The sequence below is a fragment of the Burkholderia latens genome, assembly GCF_001718795.1.
Taxonomy (GTDB): domain Bacteria; phylum Pseudomonadota; class Gammaproteobacteria; order Burkholderiales; family Burkholderiaceae; genus Burkholderia; species Burkholderia latens_A.
In genome coordinates this window covers 845,078-860,842 of record NZ_CP013437.1, presented here as the reverse complement: position 1 = coordinate 860,842, position 15,765 = coordinate 845,078, and the positions used below count along the sequence as shown (strand labels likewise).

The following is a 15,765-nucleotide window of genomic DNA, read 5'->3' as shown; positions in this document are numbered from 1 at the left end:
ATCAGGCCGGACATCCGCTCCGCATCGATGCGATGAAGAGTTGCGTCCATTCTGCGATTCGCACGCTTTCCCGAAGGTGAGGCTCCGATTACGGTCTTGTCATCTGATCGTGCGCGCATCGCGCCCCGTTGCGCCGAACGCGGCGCCGCGCGCAGGCCCGGCGCCAGGATCGCTCAGCGCGCCACGGCTTCCGTATTGCGTATGCTGCCCAGAAACCGCGTCAGCTCGACCGTCTGCGGCCGCTCGAAGATCTCGTCGGCCGTTCCGCTCTCCCACACGCGCCCCTGATGCATGAACACGATCCGGTCGCTCACCGCACGCGCGAAGTTCATCTCGTGGGTGACCATGATCAGCGTCATGTCCTCGCGCGCAAGTTGCTCGACGACGCCCAGCACCTCGCCGACGAGCTCGGGATCGAGCGCGGACGTGATTTCATCGCACAGCAGCACGCTCGGTTTCATCGCGAGTGCGCGCGCGATTGCGACGCGCTGCTGCTGACCGCCCGACAGCTGTTCCGGCAGCGCGTCGAACTTGTCGCCGAGGCCGACGCGCTCGAGCATCAGCTCCGCGATCGCGCGCGCCTGCTGACGGTGTGCCTTCTTCACCACCGACTGCGCGAGCATTACGTTCTGTCCGGCGCTCAGATGCGGAAACAGGTTGTATTGCTGGAACACCATGCCGACCTTCAGCCGCAGCGCACGCAAGTCCGCGTGCCGCGCATCGACGCGTTCGCCGTCGATCGAGATCGTGCCCGCGTCGATGCTCTCGAGCCCGTTGAGCGTACGCAGCAGCGTGCTCTTGCCCGATCCGCTGCGGCCGATGATCGACACGACCTGCCCGCGCTCGACGGAGAAATCGATGCCCTTGAGCACGTGATGGGTGCCGAAGTTCTTTTCGAGACCACGGGTTTCAACGAGCGGCATGCCATCTCCTTTGCAACGTGCGCGCATAACGGGTAAGCGGATAACAGAGCGCGAAATAGATCAGCGCGACAAGGCCGTACACGACGAACGGCCGGAACGTCGCGTTCGAGATCGCGATGCCGGCCTTCGTCAGCTCGGTGAAACCGATGATCGACACCAGCGCCGTATCCTTCACGGCCTGCACGCCGAAGCCGACGGTCGGCGCGATCGCGATGCGCGCGGCCTGCGGCAGGATCACGTGCCGCAGCTGCTCGACATAACTCATCGCGAGGCTCGCCGACGCTTCCCATTGCCCTTTCGGCACCGCGTCGACGCAGCCGCGCCAGATCTCGGCAAGATACGCGCTGGTGAAGAACGTGAGCCCGGCAGTGGCCGCGACCCACGGCGAAACGTCGAGCCCGACGAGCGGCAGGCCGAAGAACACGATGAACAGCTGCATCAGCAAAGGCGTGCCCTGGAACACTTCGATATAGAGCTTCGCGGCGCCGCGCAGCACCTTCGAGCTCGATACGCGCATCACGAGCAGCCCGAGCCCGACAAGGCCGCCCGTCACGAACGACACGAGCGACAGCACGATCGTCCAGCGCGCGGCCAGCAGCAGGTTCGACAGAATCTGAGCGAACGTGAAATCGGTCATCGCGCACCTCGCACACGGCGGGAAAACAGGCGGCGCCCCATCGCGCCGAGCGTGGCGCGCAGCAGCAGCGCCATCGCCAGATACGCGAGCGTGATCACGAAATACGTTTCGAACGCGCGGAAGTTGCGCGACTGGATGTAGCCGGCCGCATAGGTCAGGTCGGCCACCGAGATCTGCGACACGACCGCCGAACCGAGCATCGTGATCACGATCTGGCTCGACAGCGCGGGAAACACCTTCGCGAGCGCCTGCGGCAGCACGACGTGACGCAGCATCTGCGCGCGGGACATCGCCAGCGCGGACGCCGCTTCCAGATGCCCCTTCGGCACGGCGGCCACGCCCGCGCGCACGATCTCGACCGAGTACGCGCCGAGATTGAGCGTCATCGCGAGGATCGCGGCCGTGTATTCGCCGATGTGCACGCCGAGCGCCGGCAAGCCGAAGAAGATGAAAAACAGCTGGACGACGAACGGCGTGTTGCGAATCGCCTCGACGTATGCGCCGATCAGCGGGCGCACGCGCACGGCCGCGCGCGCGTCGGCGCTGTACGCGGCCGCACCGAGCACGCCGAGCGCCACGCCGAGCACGGTCGCGACCGCGGTCAGCGCGAGCGTGATCGCCGCGCCGCTCGCGAACACGCCGGCGTAATCGGCAAGTTCGCCGAATTGAAGCTGGTAGCTCATGGGAAGCGGATAAATTCAGAGTCGGACAACGACACGCGCCGCGCCCGGCATGCGGGCCGCGGCGACGTGTCAGGCAGCGCCGCGATACGTCACAGCCCGGCCGGCAACGGCTGGCCGAGCCACTTTCGCGACATTTCGCCGAGCGTGCCGTCCTGCTTCGCATGGGCGATCGCATCGTCGATCTTCGCGAGCAGGCGCGGTTCGTTCTTGTTGACGCCGACGAAGCACGGCGAATTCTTGATCACGAACTTGACCTCGGGGCGGCGCGGCGGATTCTTCGCAAGAATCGCCGCCGCAACGATGTTGCCGGCCGCGATCAATTGCACTTGTCCCGACAGGAACGCCTGGATCGTCGCGTTGTTGTCCTCGAAGCGCTTGATCGTCGCATTCGGCGCGAGTTGCGACAGCGCGATCTCCTCGAGCGCGCCGCGCGTCGCGCCGACCGTCTTGCCGGTCAGATCGGCGGGCGTGCTCACCTTCACGTCGGACGGCCCGAACACGCCCTGGAAATACGGTGCGTACGCGGTCGAGAAATCGATGACTTTCTCGCGCTCCGGCGTCTTGCCGAGCGACGAGATCACCATGTCGACCTTGTTGGTCGTCAGGTACGGAATCCGGTTCGCGCTGTTCACGGGCACCAGCTTCAGCTTGACGCCGAGCGCCTTGGCGAGCACTCCGGCCATGTCGATGTCGTAGCCTTGCGGCTGCATGTCCGTGCCGACCGAGCCGAAAGGCGGATAGTCCTCGGGCACCGCGACGCGCAGCGTGCCGCTTTTCGCGATGGTGTCGAGCGCGTCGGCATGGGCCGGCGCGGCGGCAAGCAGCGCCATCACGGGTGCAGCGAGCAACGCAGCCAGCCAGCTGCGTCGGAGGAACGGTCGGGTCGTCGGGCTCACGGTGAATCTTCCTTGTCTGGGTGTCGTCTTCGGGCAGCGCGCAACGATTGCGCGGCCGGGATCACTCCAGCAAGAACCGGGCCATTGCGGTGAAACGCGTGCGGCACGGCGCCCGGACGAAAACTCCCGGGAACCGCATTCCCCATTTCGGTGCGTGCGCCGGGGCCGGCGTTAGCGGTTGCCCTCGCAGCGCGCGCCGGCGCACCAAATTAACTGGCTGGTTCATCCGGCGCCGCCCCTTCCGATGCGCGGATGCGAACGGGGACCGGTTCAAATTCGCATTCCGGTCGTGAGTTCGACGCGGATCAAGGCTGACTGGCTGCGGCATGTACGCCGTTGGGCGAGCCGCCGTCCGGCCGCGGGCGGCGGTCGCGAACCGCGCTCAGTGATGCTCGTACAGCTGCTGCGTGTCGAGCGACGCGAGCGATGCAAACGACGGCGTGGCGGCGTTGGCTGCGATGCCGGGCCGTGCGGCGGCCGATTGCGATTGCTGCGCGGCGACCTTCGCTTCCGCGGCCTGGATGTCGTCGGGATAGTACGGATCGCTGCCGGCCGGACGATAGCCCGCCTTCTCGACCCGGACGAGATCGGCGCGCACATCGGCACGCGTAACCGCATGGTCGGCGGTTTGCGCAAATGCGGCGATCGGTGCGCTCAGCGCACATGACAGCAGGACTGCACGAATCAGGTTGTTCATGATGTTCACCTCACAAGATGGCATGTTTGCGTCCGCAGATCAGGCCGGACATCCGCTCCGCATCGATGCGATGAGGAGTTGAGTCCATTCTGCGATTCGCGCGCTTTCCTGAAGGTGAGGCTTCGATTACGGTTTTGTTATCCGGCCGGCTCGCCGGATACACCGCCATGCCGGTCGATCGTCGCGTTCATTCGGACGCGTCGAGCGGCCTCGCTTCCGGAATCATCGCGGCCTGGCCGTGCACGGTTCCGTCTGCGTCCGTGAGCTGCCACACGGTCGCGCGCTCGATGCGGAAGCGCTTGCCGGACTTTGTCACCCGCACGCCGCGGTATTCGGATACGAAACCGTCCCGCATCACCTTGTCGAGAAACACCTGGCGCTCGTGCCGCTCCATTGGCTGCGCCGACAGCCGGGACGGCAATGCCGTCAATTCATTCCAGTCGTATCCGAAAATCGCCTGCGCGCGCTTGTTGCCGTACACGAATACCGGATCGGCCGACGTATCGTGCGCAAGGACGCCGAACGGCGCACTTTCGTACAGCCACGCCGCGCCTTCGGATGGGCTCATGCCGTCGGGAACGAGCGGGCGGTTCACAAGCCGGCGGTAGGAATCGGCAAGAAGGCGGAAGAAGTTTGCATCGGTGGACAACGACATCGGCCCAGCTCCTGAAATCGGCGAGATACGCGACGGTGCACGGAATTTCCGCCGGACATTATATGGACGAAGCGGCGCACCGTGCACCGCGGCGACGGGAGCGACGGACCGCATCGCGATGCGCCGCCCGGGGCACGGCCGACACCGCCCGGCCCTCGCAGATAACGACTTCGTAATCCTCGGGTCAGGATCGGGTCAACGCCACGCCGGCAGACTGCATGCTCGCCGCATCGCACGCGGCATCCATGCCCTGCTTCGAGGAGCACCATCATGTGGATCGTCCGGCTGGCATTACGCAGGCCCTACACGTTCGTCGTACTCGCGCTGCTGATCTTCATCGCGGGACCGCTCGCGCTGCTGCGCACGCCGACCGACATCTTCCCGAACATCAACATTCCGGTCGTCAGCATCGTGTGGTCGTACAACGGCTTCTCCGCGGAAGACATGGCCAAGCGGATCACGTCGAACTACGAGCGCGCGCTTACGTCCGACGTCGACGATATCGAGCATATCGAATCGCAGTCGCTGAACGGCGTGTCGGTCGTGAAGATCTTCTTCCATCCGGGCGCCGACATCAATCGCGCGATCGCCGAAGCCGCGAGCAACGCCGCGTCGATCCTGCGCATCCTGCCGCCCGGCACGCTGCCGCCGAACATCATCACGTACAACGCGTCGACGGTGCCGATCCTGCAGCTCGGGCTGTCGAGCGACACGCTCCCCGAGCAGCAGCTGTACGACCTCGGCAACAGCTTCATCCGCACGCAGCTCGCGACCGTCCAGGGCGCGGCGGTGCCGTTGCCGTTCGGCGGCAAGATCCGCCAGATCGTCGTCGATCTCGATACGCGCGCGCTGCAGGCAAAGGGGCTCGCACCGATCGACGTCGTGAATGCGATCAACGCGCAGAACCTGATCCTGCCGGGCGGCACCGCGAAGATCGGTACGCACGAATACAACGTGCAGATGAACGGCAGCACGCAAACGGTCGCCGCGCTGAACGACCTGCCGGTGAAGACGATCGGCGGCAACGTCGTATACGTGCGCGACGTCGCGCACGTTCGCGACGGCTACGCGCCGCAGACCAACATCGTGCGCGCGGACGGCAAGCGCGCGGCGCTGCTGACGGTCGAGAAGACCGGCAGCGCGTCGACGCTGACGATCATCGACCAGGTGAAGGCGATGCTGCCGAAAATCGCGGCCGGGCTGCCGAAGGCGCTGCACATTACGCCGCTCGACGATCAGTCGGTGTTCGTGAAGTCGGCGGTCCAGGGGGTCGTGCGCGAAGCGCTGATCGCCGCGTGCCTGACCGCGCTGATGATCCTGCTGTTTCTCGGCAGCTGGCGCGCGACGCTGATCATTGCGATCACGATCCCGCTCGCGGTGCTCACGTCGCTGCTCGCGCTGTCCGCGCTCGGCCAGACCATCAACATCATGACGCTCGGCGGGCTCGCGCTCGCGGTCGGGATCCTCGTTGACGACGCGACCGTCGCGATCGAGAACATCACTCATCATCTCGAGCTGGGTGCGCCGCTGGAGGACGCGATCCTCACCGGCTCCGGAGAAATCGCGGTGCCGACGTTCGTGTCGACGCTGTCGATCTGCATCGTGTTCGTGCCGATGTTCCTGCTCACCGGCGTCGCGCGCTATCTGTTCGTACCGCTCGCAGAGGCGGTGATCTTCGCGATGATCGCGTCGTACTTCTTCTCGCGCACGCTCGTGCCGACGCTCGCGATGGCGCTGATGCGCGCGAAAGGGCAAAGCCGGCCGGCGCGCGGCGTATTGGCGCCGCTCGTGCACCTGGCACGCTTCCAGGCCGCGTTCGAGCATCGCTTCGAGGCCGTGCGGCTGCGCTATCGTGCGCTGCTGTCGGCGGCGATCGCGCGCCGCCGGCGCTTCGCGGCCGCGTTCCTGCTCGCGTGCATCGCATCGACCGGCCTCTACGCGTTCGCCGGCCAGGACTTCTTCCCGTCGGTCGACACCGGCGAGATCCGCCTGCACCTGCGCGCGCCGACCGGCACGCGGATCGAGCAAACCGCGCGGCTGACCGACGAAGTCGAGGCGAAGATCCGCACCGTGATTCCGGCGAACGAACTCGCCGGCGTGCTGGACAACATCGGCGTGCCGGTGAGCGGCATCAACCTCACGTACGACTCGTCAGACCCGATCGGCACCGAGGACGCCGACGTGCTCGTCACGCTGAAGGCGGGCCACGCGTCAACGGCCGCGTACGTCGCGAAACTGCGCAACGTGCTCGCACAATCGTTCCCCGGCGTGACGTTCGCATTCCTGCCGGCCGACATCGTCAGCCAGATCCTCAACTTCGGGTTGCCCGCGCCGATCGACATCCAGATCGTCGGCAACAAGCTCGACCAGAACCGCGCGGTCGCGAACGCGCTGCTCGCGAAACTGCGCGGCGTGCGCGGGCTCGTCGACGCGCGCATCCAGCAGCCCGGCGACGAACCGGCGATCAACGTGAACGTGGACCGCACGAAAGCGATCCAGGCCGGGCTCGAGCAACGCGACGTCGCGCAGAACCTGCTGATCGCGCTGTCCGGCAGTTCGCAGACGACGCCGAACTTCTGGCTCGATCCGCGCAATGGCGTCAGCTATCCGGTGCTCGTGCAGACGCCGCAATACACGGTGAATTCGCTGCAGTCGCTCGCGAACGTGCCGCTGCCCGACGGCACCGCGCACTGGCCGCAGACGCCGGCCGGCGGCCCGGCCGCGGGCGCGCCCGCGCAGAACCTGCTCGGCTCGCTCGGCACGTTCTCGCGCTCGACGCAGCAGGCGGTGGTATCGCACTACAACGTGCAGCCGGTGCTCGACATCTTCGCGTCGGTGCAGGGGCGCGACCTGGGCGGCGTCACCGCCGACGTGACGAAGCTCGTCGACGCCGCGCGCGCGCAACTGCCGCCCGGTTCGTCGATCGTGCTGCGCGGCCAGGTGCAGGCGATGCACGAGTCGTTCGCCGGGCTGCTCGGCGGCCTCGTGCTCGCGATCGCGCTCGTCTACCTGCTGATGGTCGTCAATTTCCAGTCGTGGCTCGATCCGCTCGTGATCGTCGGCGGGCTGCCGGCATCGCTCGCCGGTATCGCATGGATGCTGTTCGTCACGCGCACCACGCTGTCGGTGCCCGCGCTGACCGGCACGATCCTGTGCATCGGCATCGCGACCGCGAACAGCATCCTCGTCGTGAACGCGGCGCGCGAACTGCTTGCCGGCGGCGCGCCGCCGTGGCAGGCCGCGCTCGACGCAGGCTTCAGCCGCTTCCGGCCGGTCGTGATGACCGCGCTCGCGATGCTGATCGGCATGCTGCCGATGGCGCTCGGCCTCGGCGACGGCGGCGAGCAGAACGCGCCGCTCGGCCGCGCGGTGATCGGCGGGCTTGCGTTCGGCACGTGCTCGACGCTGCTGTTCGTCCCGGTGCTGTTCGGTTTCGTCCACGCATGGCTCGCGCGGCGCCGCGACGCTGCGGCCGCGCAGCGCCCGCAGCACGCGCCCGACACGCCTGCGCTGGGTTGAGCGCGGACAGCCGCCCCTTTCCATCCTTCGAATCGCCCGACCCCGGACCCATCATGAACGACTCGATCGAACCCGTTGCCCCGCCGCCCGCCGAAGCGGCCACTGCGGTCACGCCGACCGTCACCGCGGCCGTGCCGCCCACGGCGCACGATGCGGCCCGCGACGCCGCACGCGACGCGCCGCCCGGACGCCGCCCTCGCAAGCTCGCGGCGCCGCTCGCAGCCGTCGCGCTCGCGGCCGCGCTGCTCGCGCTCGGCATCGTGCCGCGTATCGATGCGCGGGCCGCACAGCGTGCCCAGGTGGCCGTGCAGCAGGCGCTGCCGGTGTCGGTCATCGCGCCCGGCGTGGCACCGGCCGACCAGACGCTGACGCTGCCCGGCTCGGTCGCGCCGTATGCGGATGCTTCGATCTACGCACGCACGAGTGGCTACATTGCGCACTGGAGCGCCGATCTCGGCACGCACGTGAAAGCCGGCCAGACGCTCGCGCAGATTTCGGCGCCCGATCTCGATGCGCAGTTGCGCCAGGCGCGGGCGGACGAAGCCAGCGCGCAGGCGAATTACGACTATGCGAAATCCACCGCACAGCGCTGGCAGGACATGCTGCAGACGCAATCGGTGTCGCAGCAGGACACCGACACGAAAGTCGCGGACATGAACGCAAAGCGCGCGATGCTCGCGTCAGCGCAGGCGAACGTCGCGCACCTTGCCGAACTGGTGTCGTACGAGTCCGTCACGGCACCGTTCGACGGCGTGATCACCGCGCGCAACGTCGACGTCGGCACGCTCGTCACGGCAGGCGGCACGCCCGGCAGCCCCGGGCTGTCCGGCGAACTGTTCCATCTGGAGCAGACGGACACGCTGCGCGTGTTCGTCGACGTGCCGCAGGACAGCGCGGCCGGCGTGTCGACCGGCACGCAGGTGTACCTGACGACCCCGCAATATCCGGGACGGCGCTTTGCCGCGCGCGTTGCGCGCAGCGCGGGCGCGATCGACCCGGTCACGCGCACGCTGCGTGTCGAGATCGACGTCGACAACCGCGACGGCGCGTTGATGCCCGGTGCGTATGCGCAGGCGCATCTCGTCGTGCCGAGCGCGGCGCCGGCGCTCGAACTGCCGGTCAGCGCGCTGCTGTTCCGCCCGAACGGCGTGACGGTCGCGACCGTCGGCGCGAACGGCAGAACCGTGCTGAAAACCGTTCAGATCGGGCGCGATTTCGGCACGCGCGTGGAGATCGTCGCCGGGCTCGCGGCCAACGATCGCGTGATAGACAACCCGGGCGATGCGATCACGGCCGGCGAGGCCGTGAAGATCGTGGCGACCGCGCGCGAGGCGACACCGGTTGGCACTTCGCCGGTTCCGGCGACTTCGTCCGCTTCGTCTGCTTCGTCCGCTTCGTCTGCTTCGTCTGCGTCATCCGCTTCATCCGCGCGGATCACGCAGGCCGCGCAGACCACAACGGCTGCGCAGCCGGCATCCGCGACCGCTGCCCACGACACGCCGCCACTGCGCGCGGCCGGCACCGCGCCAGCTGCGGCGACGCCCGCTCCCACGCCCGCCCGCGGCTAACCATCGACGACCCACGAGATTCCCGCCATGCGCCTCCCTCATCCGCTCCCGTTCGCCCGCCGCGCCGTCGCGCTCGGCGCCGCCGCGGCGTTGGCCGCATTGACCGCGTGCTCGACGCTGCCCCCATATTCGCCGCCTGCCGTCACGGTGCCCGCACACTATGCGGGCGCACCGGCCGCCCAGGCCGGCTGGCACGTCGCGATGCCGGCCGACGCGGCGGCGCGAGGCGCGTGGTGGACCGTATTCGGCGACGCCGACCTGAACGCGCTCGAAGCGCGCGTCGACGTATCGAACCAGACGGTCAAGAAAGCCGTCGCCGATCTCGAGCAGGCACGCGCGACGGTCGATTATCAGCACGCCGGGTTCCTGCCGACGATTACCGCGGGCGCCGCGCAGAGCCGTGCACGCGTGTCGCAGAACCGGCTCGGTTCGTCGCTCGCCGGCAAGACGACGCCCGACTATCTGGCCGGCGTGGCCGCGAGCTGGGAACCCGACGTATTCGGCCGCGTGCGTGACGCGGTCGCGGGCGCGCAGGCGAGCGCCGCGGCGAGCGAAGCCGACCTGCAGGCCGTGAAGCTGTCCGTCACGGCCGAGCTTGCGACCGACTATTTCGCGCTGCGCTCGCTCGACACGCAGAAGCAGTTGCTCGACGACACGGTGCGCGCGTACACAAACGCGCTGACGCTGCTCGAACAGCAGCTCGCGGCTGGCGCGATCGACGCGTCGGCAGTCGCGCAAGCCCGGACGCAACTCGAATCGACGCGCACGCAGGACACCGACATCGACGCGTCGCGTGCGCAGTTGCAGCACGCGATCGCGACGCTCGTCGGCGAAAGCGCGTCGACGTTCGCGATTCCGCCGCGCGTGCAGTCGTTCCGCGTGCCGGCCATCCCGGCCGGCGTGCCATCGGAGCTACTCGAACGGCGGCCCGACATCGCGGCGGCCGAGCGCCGCGTCGCGGCAGCGAATGCACAGATCGGCGAAGCGCGCGCCGCGTTCTTCCCCGATCTCGTGCTGTCCGCGAGTGCTGGGCTCGAAAGCTCGTTCTTCGCACCGTGGCTCACCGCGCCGAGCCTGTTCTGGTCGCTCGGCCCGCAGCTGGCCGGCACGCTGTTCGACGGCGGCCGCCGCAGCGCGACGCTGCGCGGCGCACATGCGCAATACGACGGCGCGGTCGCCGATTACCGGCAGACCGTGCTCGTCGCGTTCCAGCAGGTAGAGGATCAGCTGTCGGCGCTCGATGCGCTCGCGTCGGAGGCGGCGAGCCAGCAGCGTGCGACCGATGCGGCCGACCTGTCGCTGCGGCTGACGACGAATCGCTTCAACGCGGGTGCCGTCAGCTATCTGGATGTGGTGACCGCTCAGACGATCGCGCTGACGAACCGCCGCACCGCCGACCAGATCGACGCGCGTCGCATGGAGGCCGCGGTCGGGTTGCTGAAGGCGTTGGGCGGCGGCTGGCAGGCAGCCGCGGGCACGCACGAATCCGCGGCCGCCGCGGCGCCCGAAGCCGCGGTCACGCGGCCGTCGGCCGGTTGAACGTGAGCACGAAACGCGTGCCGCGCGCATCGCTTTCGACCTGCGCGGTGCCGCCGTGCAGCTCCATCACCGAGCGCACGATCGCGAGGCCGAGCCCGGCGGTGCCGCCCGGCGCACCGCCGCTGCGGGCCGGGTCGCCGCGCACGAACCGGTCGAAAATCCGCGGCAGCAGCGCGGGATCGATCGGCTCGCCCGGATTCGCGACGACGACGCGCACCGCGTCCGGCGTTTCGTCGACGGCGAGCGTGATGACACCGCCGGCCGGCGTGTAACGCAGCGCGTTCGCAAGCAGGTTGCCCACCGCGCGGCGAAACAGCTCGACGTCGGCGCTGAGCTGTCCTTGACCGTCGACGCGCAGCGTCGAGCCCGCTTCGTCGGCGAGCCCCTCGAAATACCCGGCGATGCGCTCGAGCTCGTCGCGCACGTCGAACGTGCGCTGCCGCGTGACGAAGTTCGGATGCTCTGCGCGCGCGAGAAACAGTACGTTGTCGATCATTCGTGCGAGACGATCGTATTCCTCGAGATTCGATTCGAGCAGCGCCTGATACTCGTCCGTCGAACGCGCGCGCGACAGCGCGACTTCGGTCGCGCCGCGCATGTTGTTCAGCGGCGTGCGCAAGTCGTGCGCGAGATCGGCGCTGAACTGCGACAGATGCGCGAATGCCTGCTGCAGGCGGCCGAACATCGCGTTCTGCGCGTCGACCAGCGCGCGCAGCTCGCTCGGCGCGCGCGACGCGTCGAGCCGCGTATCGAGCTTGTCGACGGTGATCCGGCCGGTGTCGGCGACGATCTCGCGCAGCGGCGCGAGCGCGGTGCGGATCAGCCAGTAGCCGAGCAGCAGCGCGAACAGCGCGCCGAGCGCACCGGCGATTTCGAGCCGGTCGCGGTAGCCGTCAAGCAGGTCGGCGCGGTCCCGCATGTTGCGCGCGATCGCGATGCGGATCGGCGTGCGATCGCCGAGCGCGGCCTCGATCACGACGCCGCGCATCGGCGTGCCGCCGTCGGCCGTCCACGTGACGAGCCGGTCGGCCGTGATCCGGTCGTTTGCCGGAACCGGCGCCGCCCGCGGCGCAAACAGCTGCGCGTCGGCCAACGGAACCGACGCGCCGGCGGGTGCATCGTCGAATGCGGCGAGCCGCACGTTGTGGCGCGCGAGCACGTCGCCGCGCGCATCGACGGCGGCCATCGACAGCGCCTCGTTGCCGAGCACCTGGCTGGTGAGCAGCTCCGCATGCGTGCGGACCGCATCGACCGACTCGAGCTCGCCCGCGAGCCGGCGCGTGTGGCGCGCGGCGAGCACGATGTCGAGATCGTCCTGTGTGTTGACCTGTCGTTCGAGCCCCGCGTAAACGTATGCGCCGACGAGCGCAAACGCGGCGAGCGTGGTCGCGGCGAACGCGAGCGCGAGGGTCGCGGCGAGCGAGCGCGGCCGCGTCATGCGCCGTCCTTCGGTTCGAGCACGTAGCCGACGCCGCGCACCGTATGGATCAGCTTGACCGGAAACGCGTCGTCGATCTTCGCGCGCAGGCGGCGGATCGCGACTTCGACGACGTTGGTGTCGCTGTCGAAGTTCATGTCCCACACGTACGACGCGATCTGCGTGCGGCTCAGCACCTCGCCCTGCCGGCGCGCGAGCAATTGCAGCAGCGAGAATTCGCGCGGCGTCAGATCGATTCGTGTGGAGCCGCGCTTCACGCGGCGGCGCACCACGTCGATCTCCAGATCGCCGACCGCCAGATGCTCGGTTTCGCGCGGCGGCCCGCGGCGCGCGAGCGTGCGGATGCGGGCGAGCAGTTCGACGAACGCGAACGGCTTCACGAGGTAATCGTCCGCGCCGAGCTCGAGACCGTGCACGCGATCCTGCACGTCGTCGCGCGCGGTCAGGAACAGCACCGGCGTCGTGTGCGTATCGCGCAGCCGCTTGAGCACGCCCCAGCCGTCGAGCACCGGCAGCATCACGTCGAGCACGATCACGTCGTAGCGCTCCTCCTGCGCGAGCATCAGCCCCTCGGCGCCGTCCTTCGCGAGATCGACGCTGAAGCCCGATTCCTCGAGACCTTTCTTCAGGTACGCGCCCGTCTTCGGTTCGTCTTCGACTATCAGGATGCGCATCGCCGGCTCCGTCGCATTTCGTGGGACATGCGGCGATGTTACCGGGAAACGGAAACGAAGAACCGCTCCGTGCGTCCGCGCGCGCGGTCGATTACAAAACGGTAATCAGCCCGTCAGCCTCGTGTGCGGCGGCGCGGCCAGAATGCGGACGCACGGCTTTGCCGCGCGCGTCCACGCGCCCACCGGCGAGCCGCACGCAAGCGCTTCGGCGCGACCGTCTGCCCGTGCCGGCGCGCCGACGCCCGGCGACGTTGACGCGCGACACGCGTTGCCGCCGCTTACGTCATCGCCTGACTGACGAGCCCGTAGAGCCCGTATTCCGGATCGGGCGCACCGTCGAATGCCGCGGCCGGTGCGTTGCGGACCATCTTCGCGCAGGTGTCCACGCGTTTCAGACCCTGCGCGTCGAGCCAGTCCGGCAAGTTCGTGCCGGACGGCACGTCGATGCGGACGAATTCGTTCTCGCGCCCGCTCAGCCATTGCGCGATCAAAGCCTTCGCATGCAGGTCGCCGTGCGCGCGGGGGGCGACGACGGGGCCGATCACCCAGCCGCGGCCAAAGCGACGCAGCACGGCAAACCCGATCGCCTGGCCGCCGCGTTCGAGCACGACGCTTTCGCCGCGCTCGAGCAATGCCGACAGCAGCGCGTCGCGCTCGAGGCCGGACGCGCGTGCGTCCAGTTCGACGAGGCGAGCCAGATCGGCCCGTGTGCCGGCGCGCAGTCGCTCGCCGTCGGGCAACTCGATCGCCACGGGCCGGCTCACGATGCCCTGGAACTGATCCAGCGCTCCGCACACCGCGAAGCCGAGTTTCTCGTACAGCGGCCGGCCAGCCGGCGTCGCATGCAGGAACGTGATGCGCGGCCCCAGTTCGCCGATCAGCATCTCCATCAGCGCGCGGCCGATCCCGCGGCCCTGGTGCTCGGACGAAACGATCACGTGCCCGATCGCGGCACGGTCGGCGCCGTACTTCCAGCACATCGCCGTACCGATGACCACGCCGTTTTCCTCGACCGCGAACGCGGTCGACGTATCCGCCGAAAACTGCCAGTCTTCCGCCCTGAACGGCCAGCTCAGCGCCATTGACAGTGCGTGGGCGGCGGGCACGTCCGCCGCGGTGAATCTTCGATAGTGAAGCGCCGTCACGGCGCCGGACGCGTTCGTCGCGTGTTCGAATTTCATTCGATGATCCTGGGTAATTGCGTCGTTCGACGGGCCGTCATCGGCACTCCGCATTCGCGGCCCGTCCATGGCGTCGAAGATAACCGCCGTCGCGCGATGCGTGGCTAACGGCCGATACATCGTCCATCAATCCGCGTTTGACGGCATCCGCGCGAAATACCGCTGTGCCAACGCAACCCAATACCGGACGCCGGCCGGAATGATGTCGTCGTTGAAGTCGTATTTCGGATGATGCAGCGCGGGCGCGGGTCCAGCCGCGCCGTCCGGCGCGTTGCCGATCAGCACGTACGTACCCGGCCGCTCCTCCAGCATGAAGCCGAAGTCCTCGGACGTCATGTTCGGCGGCACGTCGCCGGACAGTCGTGCAGCGCCGAACGTGTCGCGAATCACCGTTTCGCAGAACGCGGTTTCGGCCGGTGTGTTCACCGTCGCCGGGTAGTACTGAAAAAATTCCACGTCGACCTGCGCGCCGTAAGCCGCGGCCAGTCCTTCGCACATCAGCCGGATATCGCGCTGCAACTGCTGCTGCAACGCGGACGACAGCGTGCGGATCGTGCCGCGCAGTTCGGCGGTGTCGGGAATCACGTTGTCCGTCGCGCCCGCATGGAACATGCAGACGGAAATGACCGCCGGGTCGACCGGATCCTTGTGCCGGGCGGCAATCGTCTGGCACTGCAGCACGATCGAGCATGCGAGGGGCACGGGATCGATCCCAAGATGCGGCTGCGCCGCATGCGCACCCTTGCCGGTGACCGTGATCCTGAACCGCGAACCCGCAGCCATGATCGGGCCGGTGCGCAACCCGAAATGTCCGGCCGGCAACCCGGGCCAGTTGTGCATGCCGAACACCGCTTCGGTCGGATACTGATCGAACAGCCCGTCGTCGATCATCCTGCGCGCGCCCGCGCCGCCCTCTTCGCCCGGCTGAAACACGAAATGGACGGTGCCGGGCAACTGCGGCAGCTCCTTCAGCACGCGCGCGGCGCCGAGCAGCATCACGGTATGCCCGTCGTGCCCGCACGCGTGCATGATCCCGTGCGTGCACGATGCGTGCGCGAAATCGTTCGCTTCGTGGATCGGCAATGCGTCGAGATCGGCGCGCAGCACGATGCCGCGGTGCGGATCCGCGCCGGGCAGGCTCGCGACGACGCCCGTACCGCCGAGGCCGCGCGATACCGCGTAGCCCAGCGCTTCGAGTTCGCGGGCGACGACGTCGGCCGTGCGGTGTTCCTCGAACCGCAGTTCGGGATGCGCATGCAGGTCGCGGCGCAGCTTCGACCAGTGCGCGTGATGCGCGTTCAGCGACAGGTCGGGGATGACGGGATCGTCCAATTTCGGCACCTTCGGAGTGGTGA

Annotated in this window: 13 protein-coding genes; 3 read left to right on the top strand and 10 right to left on the bottom strand. The window is 68.3% G+C overall.

Annotated elements, in window-relative coordinates; all coding sequences use genetic code 11:
* Window positions 1-173: 173 nt before the first annotated feature.
* From WK25_RS19335 to WK25_RS19310, 6 genes are all read right to left on the bottom strand, one after another.
* Entirely contained in the window at window positions 174-923 is a 750-nt protein-coding gene (locus tag WK25_RS19335) for an amino acid ABC transporter ATP-binding protein (protein ID WP_038571999.1), read from the bottom strand.
* Window positions 910-1,560: an amino acid ABC transporter permease gene (locus WK25_RS19330; RefSeq protein WP_038571996.1), complete on the bottom strand. Its 651-nt coding sequence runs from the start codon at window positions 1,558-1,560 to the stop codon at window positions 910-912. The genes WK25_RS19335 and WK25_RS19330 overlap by 14 nt, the downstream gene beginning before the upstream one ends.
* Window positions 1,557-2,243, bottom strand: coding sequence for an amino acid ABC transporter permease (locus WK25_RS19325; protein WP_038571993.1), 687 nt, complete (start codon window positions 2,241-2,243; stop codon window positions 1,557-1,559). Before WK25_RS19325 ends, WK25_RS19330 begins: the two co-directional genes overlap by 4 nt.
* 89 nt (window positions 2,244-2,332) lie before the next feature.
* The gene (locus tag WK25_RS19320) at window positions 2,333-3,139 is read right to left on the bottom strand and encodes a transporter substrate-binding domain-containing protein (protein WP_069242401.1); all 807 of its coding nucleotides are present in this window, start codon (window positions 3,137-3,139) and stop codon (window positions 2,333-2,335) included.
* A gap of 382 nt (window positions 3,140-3,521) precedes the next feature.
* Window positions 3,522-3,836: a DUF4148 domain-containing protein gene (locus WK25_RS19315; protein ID WP_038571989.1), complete on the bottom strand. Its 315-nt coding sequence runs from the start codon at window positions 3,834-3,836 to the stop codon at window positions 3,522-3,524.
* 187 nt (window positions 3,837-4,023) lie between these two features.
* Complete coding sequence (locus WK25_RS19310) at window positions 4,024-4,491, bottom strand: MEKHLA domain-containing protein (protein WP_069242400.1); 468 nt, start codon at window positions 4,489-4,491, stop codon at window positions 4,024-4,026.
* Between the two features lie 270 nt (window positions 4,492-4,761).
* Here WK25_RS19310 and WK25_RS19305 point away from each other — a divergent pair, with 270 nt between their 5' ends.
* From WK25_RS19305 to WK25_RS19295, 3 genes are read left to right on the top strand one after another with little or no spacing between them, the layout of a single operon-like run.
* Window positions 4,762-8,010, top strand: a complete 3,249-nt coding sequence (locus tag WK25_RS19305; RefSeq protein WP_069242399.1) for an efflux RND transporter permease subunit — start codon at window positions 4,762-4,764, stop codon at window positions 8,008-8,010.
* Between the two features lie 53 nt (window positions 8,011-8,063).
* Window positions 8,064-9,578, top strand: a complete 1,515-nt coding sequence (locus WK25_RS19300; protein ID WP_069242398.1) for an efflux RND transporter periplasmic adaptor subunit — start codon at window positions 8,064-8,066, stop codon at window positions 9,576-9,578.
* Between the two features lie 27 nt (window positions 9,579-9,605).
* The gene (locus WK25_RS19295; RefSeq protein ID WP_069242397.1) at window positions 9,606-11,117 is read left to right on the top strand and encodes an efflux transporter outer membrane subunit; all 1,512 of its coding nucleotides are present in this window, start codon (window positions 9,606-9,608) and stop codon (window positions 11,115-11,117) included.
* On the opposite strand, the gene WK25_RS19290 is transcribed toward WK25_RS19295, so the two are convergent.
* The 4 genes from WK25_RS19290 to WK25_RS19275 form a co-directional block, all read right to left on the bottom strand.
* Window positions 11,095-12,555, bottom strand: coding sequence for a heavy metal sensor histidine kinase (locus WK25_RS19290; RefSeq protein WP_069242396.1), 1,461 nt, complete (start codon window positions 12,553-12,555; stop codon window positions 11,095-11,097). The two genes, WK25_RS19295 and WK25_RS19290, sit on opposite strands and share 23 nt — an antisense overlap.
* Window positions 12,552-13,229, bottom strand: a complete 678-nt coding sequence (locus WK25_RS19285; protein WP_069242395.1) for a heavy metal response regulator transcription factor — start codon at window positions 13,227-13,229, stop codon at window positions 12,552-12,554. The genes WK25_RS19290 and WK25_RS19285 overlap by 4 nt, the downstream gene beginning before the upstream one ends.
* A gap of 278 nt (window positions 13,230-13,507) precedes the next feature.
* On the bottom strand, window positions 13,508-14,410 hold the full coding sequence (locus tag WK25_RS19280; RefSeq protein ID WP_069242486.1) for a GNAT family N-acetyltransferase: 903 nt from the start codon (window positions 14,408-14,410) through the stop codon (window positions 13,508-13,510).
* Between the two features lie 126 nt (window positions 14,411-14,536).
* Entirely contained in the window at window positions 14,537-15,742 is a 1,206-nt protein-coding gene (locus tag WK25_RS19275; protein WP_038572372.1) for a M20 aminoacylase family protein, read from the bottom strand.
* Window positions 15,743-15,765 lie beyond the last annotated feature (23 nt).

What these genes read in the sequence shown, in the direction of transcription:
- WK25_RS19335 (WP_038571999.1), bottom strand. Translation starts at nt 923, where the DNA reads ATGCCGCTCGTTGAAACCCGTGGTCTCGAAAAGAACTTCGGCACCCAT.
- WK25_RS19330 (WP_038571996.1), bottom strand. Translation starts at nt 1,560, where the DNA reads ATGACCGATTTCACGTTCGCTCAGATTCTGTCGAACCTGCTGCTGGCC.
- WK25_RS19325 (WP_038571993.1), bottom strand. Translation starts at nt 2,243, where the DNA reads ATGAGCTACCAGCTTCAATTCGGCGAACTTGCCGATTACGCCGGCGTG.
- WK25_RS19315 (WP_038571989.1), bottom strand. Translation starts at nt 3,836, where the DNA reads ATGAACAACCTGATTCGTGCAGTCCTGCTGTCATGTGCGCTGAGCGCA.
- WK25_RS19310 (WP_069242400.1), bottom strand. Translation starts at nt 4,491, where the DNA reads ATGTCGTTGTCCACCGATGCAAACTTCTTCCGCCTTCTTGCCGATTCC.
- WK25_RS19305 (WP_069242399.1), top strand. Translation starts at nt 4,762, where the DNA reads ATGTGGATCGTCCGGCTGGCATTACGCAGGCCCTACACGTTCGTCGTA.
- WK25_RS19300 (WP_069242398.1), top strand. Translation starts at nt 8,064, where the DNA reads ATGAACGACTCGATCGAACCCGTTGCCCCGCCGCCCGCCGAAGCGGCC.
- WK25_RS19295 (WP_069242397.1), top strand. Translation starts at nt 9,606, where the DNA reads ATGCGCCTCCCTCATCCGCTCCCGTTCGCCCGCCGCGCCGTCGCGCTC.
- WK25_RS19290 (WP_069242396.1), bottom strand. Translation starts at nt 12,555, where the DNA reads ATGACGCGGCCGCGCTCGCTCGCCGCGACCCTCGCGCTCGCGTTCGCC.
- WK25_RS19285 (WP_069242395.1), bottom strand. Translation starts at nt 13,229, where the DNA reads ATGCGCATCCTGATAGTCGAAGACGAACCGAAGACGGGCGCGTACCTG.
- WK25_RS19280 (WP_069242486.1), bottom strand. Translation starts at nt 14,410, where the DNA reads ATGAAATTCGAACACGCGACGAACGCGTCCGGCGCCGTGACGGCGCTT.